Annotated in this window: 16 protein-coding genes; 11 read left to right on the top strand and 5 right to left on the bottom strand. The window is 68.2% G+C overall.

The window, feature by feature from the left end:
• The first annotated feature begins 5 nt into the window (after positions 1-5).
• Positions 6-329 carry an anti-sigma factor antagonist gene (locus ACLV7J_RS07640; RefSeq protein WP_411868503.1) on the top strand — a complete coding sequence of 108 codons (324 nt, stop codon included), beginning with the start codon at positions 6-8 and terminating at the stop codon, positions 327-329.
• 75 nt (positions 330-404) lie between these two features.
• Entirely contained in the window at positions 405-809 is a 405-nt protein-coding gene (locus ACLV7J_RS07635) for an ATP-binding protein (protein ID WP_411868502.1), read from the top strand.
• 67 nt (positions 810-876) lie between these two features.
• Here the strand turns inward: ACLV7J_RS07635 and ACLV7J_RS07630 are convergent, their stop codons facing one another.
• Both ACLV7J_RS07630 and ACLV7J_RS07625 read right to left on the bottom strand, forming a co-directional pair.
• A complete protein-coding gene (locus ACLV7J_RS07630; RefSeq protein WP_411868501.1) occupies positions 877-2,895 on the bottom strand; it encodes a SpoIIE family protein phosphatase in 2,019 nt (672 codons plus the stop codon).
• 483 nt (positions 2,896-3,378) lie between these two features.
• Positions 3,379-4,089 (bottom strand): carbonic anhydrase, encoded by a 711-nt coding sequence (locus tag ACLV7J_RS07625; protein ID WP_411868500.1) that lies wholly within the window; start codon positions 4,087-4,089, stop codon positions 3,379-3,381.
• A gap of 766 nt (positions 4,090-4,855) precedes the next feature.
• Here ACLV7J_RS07625 and ACLV7J_RS07620 point away from each other — a divergent pair.
• From ACLV7J_RS07620 to nadC, 4 genes are read left to right on the top strand one after another with little or no spacing between them, the layout of a single operon-like run.
• Positions 4,856-5,044 carry a hypothetical protein gene (locus tag ACLV7J_RS07620; protein WP_411868499.1) on the top strand — a complete coding sequence of 63 codons (189 nt, stop codon included), beginning with the start codon at positions 4,856-4,858 and terminating at the stop codon, positions 5,042-5,044.
• Positions 5,045-5,078: 34 nt separating this feature from the next.
• Complete coding sequence (gene mnmE, locus ACLV7J_RS07615; RefSeq protein ID WP_411868498.1) at positions 5,079-6,452, top strand: tRNA uridine-5-carboxymethylaminomethyl(34) synthesis GTPase MnmE; 1,374 nt, start codon at positions 5,079-5,081, stop codon at positions 6,450-6,452.
• 34 nt (positions 6,453-6,486) lie between these two features.
• Entirely contained in the window at positions 6,487-6,825 is a 339-nt protein-coding gene (locus ACLV7J_RS07610) for a hypothetical protein (RefSeq protein ID WP_411868497.1), read from the top strand.
• A gap of 4 nt (positions 6,826-6,829) precedes the next feature.
• Complete coding sequence (gene nadC, locus ACLV7J_RS07605; protein WP_411868496.1) at positions 6,830-7,726, top strand: carboxylating nicotinate-nucleotide diphosphorylase; 897 nt, start codon at positions 6,830-6,832, stop codon at positions 7,724-7,726.
• Positions 7,727-7,733: 7 nt separating this feature from the next.
• Here nadC and ACLV7J_RS07600 read toward each other — a convergent pair whose 3' ends face one another.
• A complete protein-coding gene (locus ACLV7J_RS07600; RefSeq protein ID WP_411868495.1) occupies positions 7,734-8,522 on the bottom strand; it encodes an SIMPL domain-containing protein in 789 nt (262 codons plus the stop codon).
• A 209-nt stretch (positions 8,523-8,731) separates the two neighbouring features.
• On the opposite strand from ACLV7J_RS07600, the gene grrP reads away from it, so the two are divergent.
• The 3 genes from grrP (at position 8,732) to grrM (ending at position 11,354) form a co-directional block, all read left to right on the top strand.
• Positions 8,732-9,679 carry an extracellular substrate binding-like orphan protein GrrP gene (grrP, locus tag ACLV7J_RS07595; RefSeq protein ID WP_411868494.1) on the top strand — a complete coding sequence of 316 codons (948 nt, stop codon included), beginning with the start codon at positions 8,732-8,734 and terminating at the stop codon, positions 9,677-9,679.
• A 74-nt stretch (positions 9,680-9,753) separates the two neighbouring features.
• On the top strand, positions 9,754-10,176 hold the full coding sequence (grrA, locus tag ACLV7J_RS07590; protein ID WP_411868493.1) for a GrrA/OscA1 family cyclophane-containing rSAM-modified RiPP: 423 nt from the start codon (positions 9,754-9,756) through the stop codon (positions 10,174-10,176).
• A 5-nt stretch (positions 10,177-10,181) separates the two neighbouring features.
• Positions 10,182-11,354 carry a cyclophane-forming radical SAM/SPASM peptide maturase GrrM/OscB gene (gene grrM / locus ACLV7J_RS07585; protein WP_411868492.1) on the top strand — a complete coding sequence of 391 codons (1,173 nt, stop codon included), beginning with the start codon at positions 10,182-10,184 and terminating at the stop codon, positions 11,352-11,354.
• Positions 11,355-11,370: 16 nt separating this feature from the next.
• Here grrM and ACLV7J_RS07580 read toward each other — a convergent pair whose 3' ends face one another.
• A complete protein-coding gene (locus ACLV7J_RS07580; RefSeq protein ID WP_411868491.1) occupies positions 11,371-12,084 on the bottom strand; it encodes a hypothetical protein in 714 nt (237 codons plus the stop codon).
• Between the two features lie 186 nt (positions 12,085-12,270).
• Here ACLV7J_RS07580 and argS point away from each other — a divergent pair, with 186 nt between their 5' ends.
• A complete protein-coding gene (gene argS, locus ACLV7J_RS07575; protein WP_411868490.1) occupies positions 12,271-14,151 on the top strand; it encodes an arginine--tRNA ligase in 1,881 nt (626 codons plus the stop codon).
• Positions 14,151-15,377, top strand: coding sequence for a pyridoxal phosphate-dependent aminotransferase (locus ACLV7J_RS07570; RefSeq protein WP_411868489.1), 1,227 nt, complete (start codon positions 14,151-14,153; stop codon positions 15,375-15,377). The genes argS and ACLV7J_RS07570 overlap by 1 nt, the downstream gene beginning before the upstream one ends.
• Here the strand turns inward: ACLV7J_RS07570 and ACLV7J_RS07565 are convergent.
• Positions 15,374-16,522, bottom strand: coding sequence for an FAD-dependent oxidoreductase (locus ACLV7J_RS07565; RefSeq protein ID WP_411868488.1), 1,149 nt, complete (start codon positions 16,520-16,522; stop codon positions 15,374-15,376). The two genes, ACLV7J_RS07570 and ACLV7J_RS07565, sit on opposite strands and share 4 nt — an antisense overlap.
• Between the last annotated feature and the right edge of the window lie 7 nt (positions 16,523-16,529).

The raw sequence follows: 16,529 nt of genomic DNA, 5'->3' as shown, positions 1-16,529 counted from the left end.
ATCCCATGAACCTGACGATTGACTCTCTGTCCAGTGACGGCTTCCATCTGCTGAGTCTTCAAGGTGATGTTGATACGAAAACGGCCCCTGCTTTATTTGAGGTCTTGACTCAGTTGGAGCTCGCTGCAATCAATGACCTGCGCATTGACATGATCTCGGTAGGTTTTCTCAGTAGTGCTGGCCTGCGGGCGCTTCTGTTTGCGAAGCAGAAAATGCCGAACGAATCTCGCCTTATCCTTGTTGGTGCCAATCAAGAGATCGTCGATGTGATTACCAAGACTGGCCTGACTGAGGCTGTCATGCTGGTCAGTACTCATGATGCAATCTGATCCGTGGGCTGTGAGCAAATGCGGCTTGAACTCCGCCCTGAGGACTTGACTGCATCGCTTCAGGTCCCTGCCTCGATGGATCATTGGGATGAAGCGATGGCCTTCATCGCGGTGCAGGCAGAGGCTTCCCTCACCAATCAAAGCGCGATCTACAGATTGCGCCTCGCATGTGAAGAGATTCTCTCGAATGTCATCCGTGAGACTGGCGATGAGCAGGCGTCCGGGCGTGACATCACACTCTGGATCAGTAGCTTCGCTCTGCATACTGCATCGCCACCATCCTTTGCTATCAGGATTGAAGACAATGGCCCTCACTATGATCCTGGACTAGACAAAGAACGGCATGTCAATATTGGCTTGCCTATCACTGAACGCAAGCCCGGAGGACTTGGTCTATTCCTTGTTCAGAAGTCTGTCGATCTAGCCGAGTATCACTATTCCGCAAGTCGCAATATCTATTGTCTGGCTGTTAAAATGTGACTGAGTAGCTTGGGCAGTGCTTGCGTCAAACGACCGAGCCTGTCCATGCTCCCATTTCTGTGACTGACTATAAATTCACTTTCATGACCAATAGTGTCATGTCATCAAACTGGTCAGCATCGGCTCGGTGCAGATTGACCTGCTTGATGGCACTTGCCAGCACTTCGTTTGCAGTCGTCTTTGCTGGCTCAATCAACGAGAGCATAGCCTTGACCCTTTCGATTCCCCAGGCTTCACCGCTGGGACTTCTAGCATCGATGAGTCCGTCAGTGTAGGTAAATAGTATTTCTCCAGGCATCAAGTCAGTACACTTTACGGAGTACCTGGCGCCCGGGAAAATACCTACTGCAGGGCCGCAGACTTCTAGCGACTCCGAGACGCCCCTAGAACGTATGATCAGCGGCGATTCATGTCCGGCCGAGACATAGCTCAAGCGCCTGAGGCCGTAATCATAGGCTCCTAGGAACATGGTGGCAAACATTGCCGATTGCCCGTGCTTTGCTGCCATATAGTCGTTGACCTGAGTAATAGACTTCTGGATTACTGTTGAGGATCCGGACTCTCCATGATCCCTGGTCTCTTCTAGGAGCGAATAATGCAGGAGGCTCTGAAATACAGACATAAATAGTGCCGACCCGATTCCCTTGTCGCAGACATCGGCGATGACAATATATGTCACGTCCCCAATGCTGATCGCGTCATACCAGTCAGCACCGACTTCATAGGCTGGATCAAAGTCTGCGGCCAATTCAACACGGCTCGTGGAGGGCAGTGTCTGGATGACGAACTCCTGCTGGATATCTGCTGCGATCTGTATCTGCTTATCGGTGACGGCATGGGCGAGCTTCTCGTTCAGCAGGCTCCTCAGGCTTCTGCCTGTCTGATTAATGTCAGCATAGAGTTCGCCAATCTCGTCACTGCGATCAGAGGCTATTTCAGCGTTGAAATTGCCAAAGCTGAATTCCCGCACGGCTGCAGCCGCTACTTGAACTGGTTTGGCGGCGTTGCGACAAACAATGATGATCACCAGTGTGATCAGTCCCAAAACGACAAGTTGTCGCGTTGCGCTCTGGATAACTTGTCGATATACCTTGTCTAGGGTCGATGCTTTATCGCTGACTGCAACGATGCTCCAGTTGGCATTTATGCTTCTTGAGAAAGTTAAAAACCAGTGCTTCTTCGACTCAATCTCTCGGAACTGACCTATTCTCGTTGACTGCTGGCCAGCCTTGATAAATGGACCCCAAGGGCCATTGGCAATCTCGCTGAGGCTTAGGGTCGAGATGCTGTCATTGATCGTGCTTAGCGGAAAGATTACATGACCATCTCTGCTGACCATCAGCACGTCAAGGCCTGTGAAGTCGTTGTTCTGCAGTGAAAGATCGTTCCAGTTCTCATTGGCGCTCTCAGCCCCTGCACTGGATCCTTTGTCTTCGCTCAGGCGTTTCGCTTCAGCGTCCATTCCTGAATCCCTGCCTGTATCGCCTAGTTGGATCACATTGGTGAGGACGCCAACTGGTTTCGCAGATGGCGTTGATAGCGGATTGGTGCCGACTGCAAATACAGGTGTGCTCTTGACGTAACAGGCTGAGCCCGTCAGGCAGTCGTTGAATATCCCCCATGCTGGTTTGCCCTGCATTGACTTCTGAAAGTAGGGTCTAGCCAAGATGTGTGTCCGTGCTGCTGGCCGCCTGATTCCTGTGGAGGCGATCAGCTCACCGTCGCGCGTCCAGAGCCGGAACGAGCGTTCTGGAAATACTCTTGAGATCCGATCGAAGATCATCTGGGTCTCCTGCTGATCCAGGCGTCTGACCGATGGTGTGAATGCAATGACTTCCAGTAGATCTTTAATGCTCTGCTGCCATCTTGTCAATGCAGAGGAGGCAAGTGTTCCCTCTGCACGAAGCCTCTGCTGTGTCGAGGTGATGGCGTAGTCCCGATCTCTGAGTACGCTATTGATATTGAACGGAATCAGGATGGCCCCCATGCCAAGCCAGATGCTGATGATCAGCTGGGCTCGCAGAGACTTGGGTCGATGGAACGTCTTGAGAAGATTAATCTTGCTGAGCCAGCTCTTCGTGGTCATTGCGAGCGTGATGGCTTGGATGATGATGTCGAATGCGATCCTGGAAGTTCCGTTCGCATTCTAATGGGTGCTGAGAATCCTGGTTCTGCAGTCTTCGGGAAGCTGAGCATTCCGGCGGGCGCGTCTATGCTGGGCCTGGATCTTCTTGGGCATTGACGTCAAATGGGTTTGCTCCCTGGGGTGATTGTGGCTTCTGGCTTCAGGGGGCGTTCCGGTCTGAGATGTTGTGCATCGGCAGCTAGTACTCCCGATTGTGCGTTGACCTGTCCAATCCTGATGCCTCCCCTAGCCCTACTTCTCCATGGCCTGCGGTTTATCATTCGCTTTGATCATTCAGGTTGCCCCGCTTTCGTGTCGCCTGTGCAGAGCGTCTGCTCGGATGCTCTGCGCAGTCTGGGCCCCGCGCTTTTGTGTGTTTTGGGGGCCGTATTAATCTCGACCCCGTGGTGTCGCTAGCCGTGTGGCTGAGGTAATCAGCCCGAATCAGTCAAGCAGGCTGACTCTCCCACTCTTGATATCAAAAAAGGCGCTCTTGATCGTCACCTTGCCGTTGGCCTGTGCCTCCTTGAGCACAGCACTGCGCTTGGTGAGCTGGGCGGCGGCAAAACGTGCATTGCCCTCAATCGCTTGGGTGAGATCGTCGCCGCTCTTCAGTGAGGCGCGGATTGGCTTCAGCAGATCTTCCAGCAGCGGCGTCAGTGGTTCGCTGGCCATGGCCGCTTTGACGGCGCCGCAGCCGCTATGTCCCAGCACCAAAATCAGGGGCACTTCAAGCACGGCCACGGCATATTCGAGTGAAGCGATTCCATCGTCGTAGGCGTTGTTGCCGGCCACGCGCACCTGGAACAGCTCACCTGAACCGGCTGAAAAGATCCATTCCGGGGCCACCCTGGCGTCGGCGCAGCTGACCAAGGCCGCCCAGGGTCGCTGTCCCTCTGCCAGCGCCATCCGATCAATCTGGCACCCCTCCTCAAACATCGAGACTTTGAGGGCCATGCGTTTCTTCGGGCTGACTCCCTCGCCTAGGGCCTGCCAGGCCTTGCTGAACCGCTTGTTCCGCTCCAGCAGGCCCTGCAGGGCATCGCCTGGTGGTGTGCAGGCATCAAGGCTTGTCTTCAGGCTGGGTGCCATGGCGTCCGCGGCGCTGGCGCCACCGGCCAGCAGCTTGGGAACCGCGAGCGCGCCGGCTGCCATACCGGCAGTCTGAAGCAGAAGACGACGTGAGAGTGGCATCCGGGTTGGACCGAGGATTCAGGGAATTATGAGTGGCATTTCGTTGCCTCTCCTGTTGAACCTAGATGCCCGTGTTGCTCCAGCGCTCGTCTTGGCAACTTAAGTCATCATTCTGGAATCGGCTGGGAAGTCCTTCGCTGTGTGTGCTCTGCCGACTGACGTCTGTGCATCCTCGATCCCTTCTTATGGCTGAGCCTCCTCTGTTCTACTGCCCTCTCCTTTCCCTTGGTGTCAGCTTTCGCCCGTCCGGCAGTCTTCCGGATGCGACGTCGTTCTTCCGTTCGACGGGCACTGATCTGGCCTGTTGTGTTCCACTCCAGACAGGTTCATGCGGGTCACAGGTCGCCTGGATCTCACCCCGCTGGATGCGATTGAGACTCGTCAGAGGCTGTGCGGCCTTTGGTCGCTTCGCCCCAGCGGCCGCTGCACCCCAGCAGGATCAGCAGCCAGAGGCAACTGATCCAAGTCCACAGCGGAGGCCTGGCTGATGACCCGATGCCGTATCTGGCTGATCGCTCTGCCCTCTCCCAAGGCTCCTGGCTACGACGTCGCGTCGGTCGCCCGCGTCGTCCAGCTGGAGCGACTGCTCGTCTGCTTCTTGCCCTGCCGTTGTTGCAGGACCGAAGGGCTCCTGTCGCCGTCCCCCCACAGGCCCCGAGCCAGGTGTACGCCGCTACAGATCCGGCCCCTTCGCCTGCCTAGAACCCGCCGAAATTCCGGCACTGCCATGACATCGGAACAGGCCGCCCAACTGATCGACGACACCCTGGATCTGGTGCACCAGCGCCTGCAGGCGCTGGAGGCGGGCGAGGAGCCCCGGGCCCACCGCGCCCTGGCCGAGGAGTTCCGCGAGTGGCGCCACCCCGCCGGCGGCCACATCGACCTGCTGGTCTGCCCCGGATTCCCGGCCGCCTGAGCCCACACTGGGGCCTGAGCCGCCGCCTGCCGCCTTGATCGACGACACCATCGCCGCCGTGGCGACGGCCGTGGCCGCTGGGGCCGGCAGCGTGGCGATCGTGCGGATTTCGGGTCCCCAGGCCGAGGCCATCGGCCGGCGGCTGTTCGCGGCACCCGGCCCGCAGCCCTGGGAGAGCCACCGGGTGCTCTACGGCCATGTGGTGGATCCGGCCAGCGGCGAGCGGGTCGACGAGGCGTTGCTGCTGCTGATGCGGGCCCCCCGCAGCTTCACCCGCGAGGACGTGGTGGAACTCCACTGCCACGGCGGCCTGATCTGCGTGCAGCGGGTGCTGGAGCTGGTGCTGGCGGCCGGGGCGCGGCGGGCCGGCGCCGGTGAGTTCAGCCAGCGGGCCTTCCTCACCGGCCGCCTCGATCTCACCCGCGCCGAGGCGGTGAGCGAGCTGGTGACGGCCCGCAGCCGCCGGGCGGCCCAGCTGGCGATGGCCGGCCTCGATGGCGGCCTGCAGCGCCGCATCGGCGGCCTGCGCGAGCGGCTGCTGGACCAGCTGGCGGAGCTGGAGGCCCGCGTCGATTTCGAGGAGGATCTGCCGCCCCTGGATGCCGCGGCGGTGGTGACGGAGCTGGAGGCGGTGCGGGGCTCCCTGCTGCAGCTGGTGGCCGACGCACAACGGGGGCAACTGCTGCGCGAGGGCCTGAAGGTGGCGATCGTGGGCCGCCCCAACGTGGGCAAGTCGAGCCTGCTGAACCGGCTCAGCCGCACGGAGCGGGCGATCGTGACCGACCTGCCCGGCACCACCCGCGACCTGGTGGAGAGCGAGCTGGTGATCCAGGGTGTGCCGCTTACCCTGCTCGACACCGCCGGCATCCGCGCCACCGACGACCGGGTGGAGCAGCTGGGCATCGCCCGCAGCCGCGCCGCCCTGGCCGCCGCCGATGTGGCGCTGCTGCTGTTCGATCTGGAGGCCGGCTGGACCGCCGCCGACCAGGAGCTGCGCAAGCAGGTGCCCCCGGACGTGCCCCTGCTGGTGGTGGGCAACAAGGCGGATCTCGCGGCGGGCCCGCCGCGCGCGGGGGCCACGGCCGGGCCCGCCCACCCCGCCGATGTCTGCATCAGTGCCCTCTCGGGCGCGGGCCAGGAGCAGCTGGAGCAGGCGCTGCTGCGCCGCTGCGGCCACGGCGGCGACCAGGGCCTGCAGGTGGCCCTCAACCGCCGCCAGCGCGACCTCGCCGCCACGGCCGCCGAGGCCCTGGCCCGCAGCCTCGAGGCCGCCCAGCAGCAGCTCCCCTGGGACTTCTGGACCATCGACCTGCGCGCCGCCGTGCGGGCCCTCGGTGAGATCACCGGCGAGGAGGTGAGCGAGGCGGTGCTGGATCGCGTGTTCTCGCGCTTCTGCATCGGCAAGTAACCCTCGCCGATACTGCCTCCACCGAGGGGCACCCATGGCCAACGCACAGAGCCGCACTCCAGGCCCGGCCGCTCGAGGGCTCCGCGGCCTCGGTGGCTGCCGCCCCCGTCGCTCCAAAGCCCTGCTGGGTCTGATGGCGCTGCTGGCCCTCGGGGCCGGGCCGGCCGCGGCGGTGGAGAACCTCAACACCTCCTTGGAGGAGATCTGCCAGCCGCTGCTGGAGCTGAACACCAAGCTCGGGGCCTCGGCGGCGCCGGGCTCGCCCGCCGGGGGCCTGATGCAGACCGAGCTCTCGCTCTCCGCCGCCCAGTACGGCGCCCTCTGGTCGCTGCTCAAGCTCACGCCCACCCCGGGCTGCAGCCGTCTCTACTGATCCAATGCCCCCGTCCTGCGCCGCCGGCCTGCTGGCCCACCCCGGTCTTGAGGCCCAGCTCCGCGCCTGGCTGAGCGAAGACATCGGCCGCGGCGACCTCACCGCCCCCGCCCTGCAGGGGCGCAGCGGCCGGGCCCTCTGGATCGCCAAGCAGGCGGGCCTGTTCTGTGGCGGCGTGCTGGTGGAGCCCCTGTTCCGGCTGCTGGATCCGGCGGTAGTTGTCACCGTGCTGGTGGCCGACGGCGAGCCGGTGGTGGCGGGCCAACGGCTGCTGGAACTGGAGGGATCGGCGGCGGCCCTGGTGGCGGGCGAGCGCACGGCGTTGAACCTGGCCATGCGCCTCTCCGGCATCGCCAGCGCCACCGCCGAGCTGGTGGCGCGGCTGGCCGGCACGGGCGTCGCCCTGGCCGACACCCGCAAGACCACGCCGGGCCTGCGCCTGCTGGAGAAGTACGCCGTGCGATGCGGCGGCGGCATCAACCACCGCCTCGGCCTCGATGACGCGGCGATGCTCAAGGAGAACCACCTGGCCTGGGCCGGCGGCGTGGCCCCAGCGATCGCGGCCGTGCGGGCCTCGGCCCCCTGGCCGGCCCGCGTGATCGTGGAGGCCGAGACGGCCGCCGAGGCCGAGGCCGCCGTGGCGGCCGGCGCCGACGGGGTGCTGCTGGATGAGTTCGACCCCGCGGTGCTGCACCAGCTGGTGCCCCGCCTGCGCGCGCTCGCCGCCGGCCGCGGCGCCCGACCGGATGCCCGCGGTGGGGGCCGGGTGGTGCTGGAGGCCTCCGGCGTGCGGCCCGAGCAGCTGGCGGCCTACGCCGCCACCGGCCTTGATCTGATCTCCACCAGCGCCCCGGTCACCCGCAGCGCCTGGCTGGATCTGAGCATGCGCTTCGAGGCCTGAGCCCGGCTCAATCCACCCGAAAGGTCACGGCCATCACGGCGGTGATGTCCTTCTCGATGGTGGTGGTGTCGTAGGAGCCCGTGTCACTCGTCTCGGTGGAATCGGGCACGGTGATCTGGAAGGAGCCGGTGTCGGCGTTGGTGATCGCGCCGATGCCGCTGCCCGCCTCGCGGGCGATGGCCTGGGCCCGCGCCCGCGCATCGCGGGTGGCCTTGGCCAGCATCTGCACCCGCTTCTCCGCCAGCTTCGTGAAGGTGTAGGCGGGGCGGTTGATCGTGAGGGGCACCCCCTGGCCGATCAGCACGCCGATCGTCCCGGCGATGCGGTGCACCTTCTCCACGTCGCGGCTGGCCACCTTCACCGCCTGGCGCGCGGTCCAGCTGGTGGAGCGCAGCTCGCCGGTGCGGGGATCGCGCACCTCCTCCTTCTCCGTGCCCACCGCGTCGAGCTCCAGTTCGCCGGCGGCGATGCCCTGGACCTTGAGGAAGGTCACCACCTGCTGCACCAGCGGCTGCAGGGCCTGGTAGGCCGCCTGCTGGCTGGCGCCCCCCTGACGCACCTCCACCGACCAGTCGGCGGAGTCGCTGCGGATCCGCTCGGTACTGGCGCCGGTCACGGTGATCGTGTCGTTGGCCTGGCGGATGCCCTTCACCAGCACGGCGCTGGAGGCGAGCAGGCCGGCCGCCAGCACCGCCATGGCGAACACCAGCGGCGGCGTGCGGCGCAGCAGCGCCCAGCTGCGCCCGGGCAGGGAGGAGAGCGTGGGCATCGCCGGCGGCCCCGGGGCCAGAACCATGGCCGCAAGCTAGGAACGCGGCCTGCCGGCGTCAGGCAGGGTGCAGTGGCTGGGCCGCCGCGGGATCCGGCCGGCGGCCCTTGTGTCCTCCGCCTCGGCGCCGTGAGCAGCCGGAGGCGTGAAGAAACTCCGGGCCCGGGCTCCCAGAGTCGGCGTTGCTTCACAAACTGAGCGCAGCCTCCGCCGCGCCTGCCTTGCCGCGACCTGCCGTGCTGCGCTCCCCTCGGGTGACCTCCCCCTGGCGTCGGGTCATTCCCACCGCCCTCGGGTTGCTGGCGGTCCTGGCGCCGGTGGCCCAGGCCCGGGCCGAGGGCGTGGTGGATCGGGTGGCCCGCAGCGGCCAGCTGGTGCTGATCGGGGATCCCGGCCTGGCCCCGATGCTCAGCCGCGACGCCCAGGGGCAGCCCCAGGGCTACGGGGTCGAGGTGGCCCGCCGGGTGGCCGCCGAGCTCAGCGCGGCCGTGGGCCGGCCGGTGAGCCTGCGCTTTGAGCCCGTGACCGATCCGGCGGCCCTCGGGCAGCGGATCGCCCAGGGCAAGGCGGATCTGGCCTGCGGTGTTCCCTTCTCCTGGGAGCGCGACATGACCGTCGACTACTCCCTGCCGATCGGTCTCTCGGGCCTGCGCCTGCTGGCCCCGGCTGGTCGCTTCGACGGTGCCCCGGAGGCCCTGGCCGGCCGCTCCATCGGCGTCGTGCGCGACTCCCTGGCCGAGACCGAGCTGCGGGGCATGCAGCCCGCCGCCCGGGCGGTGCCCTTCGCCAACCTGCCGGCGGCCGTCTCCGCCCTGCAGGCCGGCCGGGTGGAGGGGGTGATCGGCGACTCCTCGCTGCTGGCGGGTCTGGTGCGGGCCCAGGGGGCCACCGGTCTGGCGCTCACGCCGGAGGACCCCTACGAGCGCTACGCGGTGGCCTGTCTGGTGCCCGAGAACGATTCGGCCTTCCGCAACCTGGTGAATCTGGCCATCGCCCGCTTCCTGCAGAACTATCTCGACGGGCAGCCGGAGGCGGTGGCCGCCATCGACCGCTGGCTCGGCCCCGGCAGCGCCCTCCAGCTGCCCCAGGAGCGGATCCGCACCTACTTCGAAACGGTGCTGCTGGGGGTGGAGGCGCTCCGGCCCCTGCCGGCGCCGGCGCCCAGCGGCCGCCCCGCCCCCTGAGCTCCGGGCCCTCCGGGGCCCGCCGTCTGTCCCCTCCGTCCTCCGTTCCCCCGCCCGACTCCGGCCCCGCTGCGATGGCGTTCTTCTCCCGCTCCCGCCTGTTCGGCATCCTGCTGATCTCGGCCTCCCTGCCCTTCGACCCCGGCGTGGCGCTGGCCCTGGGGGCGGCGGGCGCCCAGGCGGCCAACCCCGACGCGGCCCAGCCGCCGCCCGACGGGGCCGATGCCAGCCTCGAGGAGCGGCTGCGCCGCATCGCCGCCGCCGTGCGGGAGCGCCAGGGGGAGACGGCGGAAGCGCCCCCCCACGGCCTGCCGGATGACGCCCAGGCCGTGGTGTTCGTGAACGGACCCGGCCTCGGCTGGGCCAACGGCGGCTTCCGCAACGGCGGCTTCTACAACGGCGGTTTCCGGAACGGCGGCTTCTACAACGGCGGCTTCCGCAATGGCGGCTTCCGCAACGGTGGTTGGCGTAACGGCGGCTGGCGCAACCGCTGGTGACGGCCGTGCCCACGCCCAATCCGGACGGGGACACGGCGGCGGGATTCGGCCCCGTGCGGCTGCTGGTGCTGCAGCCCACCCCCTTCTGCAACCTCGACTGCGACTACTGCTACCTGCCCACTCGCGACGACCGCAGCCGGCTGTCGTTCGAGGTGCTGGAGGCCGCCCTGGCGCGGGTGCTCGACAGCCCCTACCTGGATGGGGGCTTCGAGCTGCTCTGGCATGCGGGCGAACCGCTCACCATGCCGATCGCCTTCTACGACGCCGCCACCGCCCGCATCCGGCAGGCCCTGGAGCGTCGCGGCCTGCCGCCCCAGACGGTGCGCCAGTCGCTGCAGACCAATGCCACGGTGATCGACGCCGCCTGGTGCGACTGCTTTGAGCGCAACGACATCCACGTGGGGGTGAGCATGGACGGCCCGGCCTTCCTGCACGACGCCCATCGCCGCACCCGCACCGGCCGGCCCACCCACGCCGCGGTGATGCGCGGCATCGACTGGCTGCAGCGCCGCGCCATCCCGTTCCAGGTGATCTGCGTGCTCACGGCCGATGCCCTCGATCACGCCGACGCGCTGTTCGACTTCTTCGTGGACCACGGCATCACGGACGTGGGCTTCAACATGGAGGAGACCGAGGGCGAGAACGCCGCCTCCAGCCTGGAGCGCCCCGATGGCGAGGGCCGCTACCGGGCCTTCCTGGAGCGCTTCTGGCAGCGGTCGATGGCCGCTCCCGAGGCCCTGCGGCTGCGGGAGTTCGAGGGCATCACCGCCCTGGCCTGCAGCGACCAGCGGATGGCCGCCACCGACATGAACACCCCCTTCGTGATCGTGAACGTGGATGCCCGCGGCAACGTCTCCACCTTCGATCCGGAGTTGCTCTCGGTGCAGACCGACGACTACGGCGACTTCAGCTTCGGCAACGTGCTGCAGCACAGCCTGCGGGATCTGGCCGACAGCGACAAGTTCCAGCGGGTGCGGGCCCAGATCGACGCCGGAGTGGAGCGCTGCCGCCGGGAGTGTGCCTACTTCGGCCTCTGCGGCGGCGGTGCCGGCAGCAACAAGTACTGGGAAGCGGGCACGTTCGACTGCAGCGAAACCCAGGCCTGCCGCTACCGCATCCAGATCGTGGCCGATGTGGTGCTGGCCGGCATGGAGCAGGCGCTGGGCCTGGCGGCCTGAGGGTCCCGCACCGCCATCAGTTGATCCTCTTGAGGTGCAGGGCCTCGGTGCTCCCCTGGTGGCCCTGGTCGTAGGGGCTGGCCACGAAGCGGCCCCGCCAGCCGGGCGGCAGCTCCGCCAGCAGCGCCTCGGCGTAGGGATGGCGGCGGGCGTTGAGGGCGATGGTGTGGGCGGGATAGAGGCGCACCTGGCGGCTGCTCACCCGGCACAGCTCCGCCAGGGCCCGGCGATGCCAGGCCAGATCCAGCCCGGCACCGCTCATCAGCCCGCCGTCGGCCAGGGGGGCGTAGCTGAACAGCAGATGGCCGCTGAGCACCAGATCGAATTGGGCATCGGCGAAGGGGAGCTCCGGCAGGGCCGCCGCGCGGTAGCGATCCGGATGGTCACGGCGGTCGGCGAGAAAGGCCTCCAGGGCCTCGAGGTGCTCCCGGCGGCATGCCTCCAGATCGAAGTCGGGCCGCAGGTCGCCGCTGCTGGCCTGCACGGCCATGGTGTGCTCCAGATCCGCCAGGGCGCGCTGCTCGAGGGCGGAGGGGGGCAGGGCGTAGAGCGGATCCACCGCCGTCACGTCGCAGCCCTCCCGGCGCAGGCGAGCCGCGAGGGAGCCCGGACCGCCGGGGCAGTCGAGCACGGAACACCCACGCCACTCCTGCAGCTCAGCGCCGAGGTTGAACATGGCCAGGGCCTGCTCGCCCAGCCGCCCGTAGAAGACGACGCTCTCGAATTCCATGGCGTGGCGCTTCCATGACGTGCCGCACCCTGCGGGCACCGTCCCGGCAACCCCACTCTGCGCCTGCACCGTGACGAACCGTGGGGCACCGCCGCGGGGCGGGCCGCACCCCGCCCTCAGGGCGACGGGGGATGATCAGAGCTGCGCCTGCGTCGTGGGCGCCCCGCCGCCTCCCCTCGCCGCCCCATGCTCCGCCTCGCCCAAGCCCTGGACGCTCAGCTGCGCGCGGCGATGGAGCGGGCCTTCCCGGCGGCGGCCCAGGCGGCCGGCCAACCCCTCGACCCCCAGCTGGCGCCGGCGAGCAAGCCGGAATTCGGCGATTTCCAGGCCAACGGCGCCCTGCCCCTCGCCAAGCCCCTGGGGCAGCCGCCGCGGGCGATCGCCACGGCGATCGTGGAGCAGCTGGCGGCCGATCCAGCCTTCGCCGAGCTCTGCGAGCCGCCCCAGATCGCCGGCCCCGGCTTCATCAACCTCACCCTGCGGCCCGAGCGGCTGGCGGCGGAGGTGCAGGCGCGGCTGGGGGATCCGCGCCTGGGGGTGCCCAGCGTGGCCCAGGAGACCCAGGCGGCCGGGGGATCCGGCTCGGCGCTGGCCCCGGTGATCGTGGACTTCTCCAGCCCCAACATCGCCAAGGAGATGCACGTGGGGCACCTGCGCTCCACGATCATCGGCGACTCCCTGGCTCGGGTGCTGGAGTTCCGCGGCCACCCGGTGCTGCGCCTCAACCACGTGGGCGACTGGGGCACCCAGTTCGGGATGCTGATCACCCACCTCAAGCAGGTGGCGCCCGAGGCCCTCACCACCGCCGATGCGGTGGACCTCGGCGATCTGGTGGCCTTCTACCGCCAAGCCAAGGCCCGCTTCGACGAGGACGAGGCCTTCCAGACCACCTCCCGAGAGGAGGTGGTGAAGCTGCAGGGCGGCGACCCGGTGAGCCGCAGGGCCTGGCAGCTGCTGTGCGACCAGAGCCGCCGCGAATTCCAGAAGATCTACGACCGGCTCGACATCCGCCTCAGCGAGCGCGGCGAGTCGTTCTACAACCCCTACCTGGAGGGAGTCGTGACCGACCTCGACGCCTCCGGCCTGCTGGTGACCGACGACGGTGCCCGCTGCGTGTTCCTCGAGGGGGTGAGCGGCAAGGACGGCAAGCCCCTGCCGGTGATCGTGCAGAAGAGCGATGGCGGCTTCAACTACGCCACCACCGACCTGGCGGCGATCCGCTACCGCTTCGGCGCCGCCCCCGAGGGCGATGGCGCCCGCCGCGTGATCTACGTGACCGATGCCGGCCAGGCCAACCACTTCGCCGGGGTGTTCCAGGTGGCCCGCCGCGCCGGCTGGATCCCCGAAGGGGGCCGGCTCGAGCACGTGCCCTTCGGCCTTGTGCAGGGCGAAGACGGCAAGAAGCTCAAGACCCGCGCCGGCGACACCGTGCGCCTGCGGGATCTGCTGGATGAGGCGGTGGAGCGCGCCGAGGCCGACCTGCGCCGCCGCCTGGCCGAGGAGGAGCGCACGGAGGACGAGGCCTTCATCCAGCAGGTGGCCACCACCGTGGGCCTGGCGGCCGTGAAGTATGCCGACCTGAGTCAGAACCGGATCACCAACTACCAGTTCAGCTTTGATCGGATGCTGGCGCTGCAGGGCAATACGGCGCCCTACCTGCTCTACGCCGTGGTGCGCATCGCCGGCATCGCCCGCAAGGGCGGGGATCTTGGGGCTGCCACCGGTGGAGCTGCCGCCGCTGGGGCTGGCGCGGCTGGAGCCCTTGCCGGGGCTGGCGTCGGCCCTGAAGCCCTCCACTTCACCGAGCCCCAGGAATGGGCCCTGGTGCGGGAGCTGCTCAAGCTCGATGCGGTGATCGCCGAGGTGGAGGAGGAGCTGCTGCCCAATCGTCTCTGCACCTACCTGTTCGAGCTCAGCCAGGTGTTCAACCGCTTCTACGACCAGGTGCCGGTGCTCAAGGCCGACGAGCCGGCCCGCGCCTCCCGCCTGGCCCTCTGCCGCTTTACCGCCGACACGCTGCGGCTCGGCCTCGGCCTGCTCGGCATCCCCACCCTGGAGCGGATGTGATGGTCAGCCCGAGCGATCCCAACGCCAGGCCGTTCCCGCCGGCCCGTCCGGAGGTGGAGGGGCTGCAGGCCTACAGCGCGCCCCTGGAGGGGCGACGCGGCCTGCTGCGGCTGGACTTCAACGAGAACACGGTGGGCCCCAGCCCGACGGTGGTGGCGGCGATCCGCGCCATCCCGGCCGACCACTACGCCATCTACCCCGAATACGACGGCCTGCGGGAGGCGGTGGCGGCGGCGCTCCACAGCGAGGCGGCCCAGTGGGCGGGTGCTGCCGGGGCCCCCGCCCCGCTCCAGCCGGACCAGATCGGCCTGTTCAACGGGGTGGATGCCGCGATCCACGCCCTGTTCCACGCCTACGGCGCCCCGGGCGATCGGCTGCTCACCACCGCCCCCACCTTCGGCTACTACGCCCCCTGCGCCCGCATGCAGGGCATGGCGATCGAGGCGATTCCCTACCGCCTGCCCGATTTCGCCTTCCCCCTGGAGGAGGTCCGTTCGGCTCTGCTGGGCCCCGGCGGCGATGGCCGCCCCACCAGCGCCTGGACGCCGCCGCGGATCCTTCTGCTCTGCAACCCCAACAATCCCACCGGCACGCGCCTGGCGGCCGAGCGGATCCTGGAGCTGGCGGCCGCGGCGCCCCACACCCTGGTAGTGGTGGATGAGCTCTACGAGGCCTTCACCGGCGACAGCGTGCTGCCGCCCCTGTTGACCCGGCCAGCAGGCGATGCCGGCGCCAGCGATCCCTTCGCGGCCCTGCCCAACCTGCTGGTGCTGCGCTCCCTGGCCAAGACCGCCGGCCTGGCGGGCCTGCGCATCGGCTTTGCCATTGGCCCGGCCGCCGTGGTGGATCGCATCAGCCGCGTCACCGGCCCCTACGACATCAACAGCTTCGCCGTGACGGCCGCCCAGGCCGCCTTGGCGGACCAGGCCTATGTGGATGGCTATGTGGCCGAGGTGCTGCGGGCGCGCGACTGGCTGCTGGCCCAGCTGCGGGCCGCCGGTGTGCGGCACCACGCCGACGGGGGCAACTACCTGCTGATCTGGCCCCAGGCTGCCGTCGACGACGTGGAGGCCCGCCTGCGGCAGGCCGGCATCCTGGTGCGCTCGATGGCGGGCAAGCCGTTGATCGATGGTTCCCTGCGGGTGAGCCTGGGCACCACGGAACAGATGCGCCAGTTCTGGGCGGCCTATGCCGCGATCGAGGGTCTGGCGGCTCCCGCCAGCTAGCGCGCCGTTACGGCCTGCTGCTGCGGGGCCCGGATCCGGCCGGTGCGGGCGCTGATGGCGCGGCTGCGCTCCTGGTAGCGGTGCACCACCGGCAGCCGCTCGGCTTCGTAGGCCGCCAGGGCCCCCTGGGGGGCGCCGCTGCCGGCCAGGTGGCGGGCCAGGCTCACGGCGTCTTCAAGGCCGGCGGTCATGCCGCGGGCCTGGGAGGAGCTCATGGCGTGGCCGGCATCGCCGATCAGGGCCACCCGGCCGGCCACCAGCTGCGGCAGCGGTTCGATGTCGAACGACCAGTTGGCCACCACCCGCTCGGGCGGGGTGGCGCGGATCAGGGCCGCCAGATCCGCCGGGACCTTGGCCAGGGCCTGCTCGGGCACCGGCTCCTGCAGCAGCCGGCGCTGCTCGGCCCTGCTGGTGGGCAGGGGCTCCTCCTGGAAGAAGCCCCAGTGGGTGATCGGCGGGCCTCCCGCAGCGGGATCCTCCGGCCCCAGATCGAAGGCGTTGGCGTAGACGCCGCGGCCCCGGGCCACCACCAAGAAGTCGCCGGGGCCGAGCACCCGGCCATCGGCCACCACCCCGCGCCAGACCCGATCGCCGAGGTAGTGGAGCCGGCGCTGGGGCGCCAGCAGCGGCGCCACCCGCGAGAACACGCCATCGGCGCCGATCAGCAGATCGCCCCGCCAGTGTTGGCCGTTGCTGAAGCGCGCCTCCACGCCGTCCCCATCCTGCTGCCAGTGCTCCAGCTCGGTGCCGCCGCGGAAGCTGCCGGGGTCGGCGTGGCGCCAGAGGGCCTCGAGGATCGCCTGGCGGCGGATCAGCAGCGAGGGCAGCTCGCCCGGTTCCCGCTCGGCCGGACTGGTCTCGATCAGGTCGCCGCGCAGGTTGCGGATCACGAACTGCTCCACCGGCCGGCCGCCGGCCAGCAGGGCGTCGAGCAGGCCGGGGATGCCGGCGGCGGCGATCGCCTCCACCCCCGAGCGCACCAGCAGGATGCCGCAGCCCTCGCTGCGCAGCCGGGGCGAGCGCTCGAACAGCTCCACCTGGTGGCCCTGTCGCTGCAGGAGCAGCGTGAGCAGCAGGCCGGAGCTGCCGGCCCCCACCACGGCGATGCGCAGGGACTGGGCCGGTTGGGGGCGATCAGCGCTCACAGCAGGC

This window comes from Vulcanococcus limneticus LL (genome assembly GCF_943369875.1).
Taxonomy (GTDB): Bacteria; Cyanobacteriota; Cyanobacteriia; order PCC-6307; family Cyanobiaceae; genus Vulcanococcus; species Vulcanococcus limneticus_A.
The sequence above is the reverse complement of the archived record's forward strand: the minus strand, read 5'-3'. Positions and strand labels throughout refer to the sequence as shown.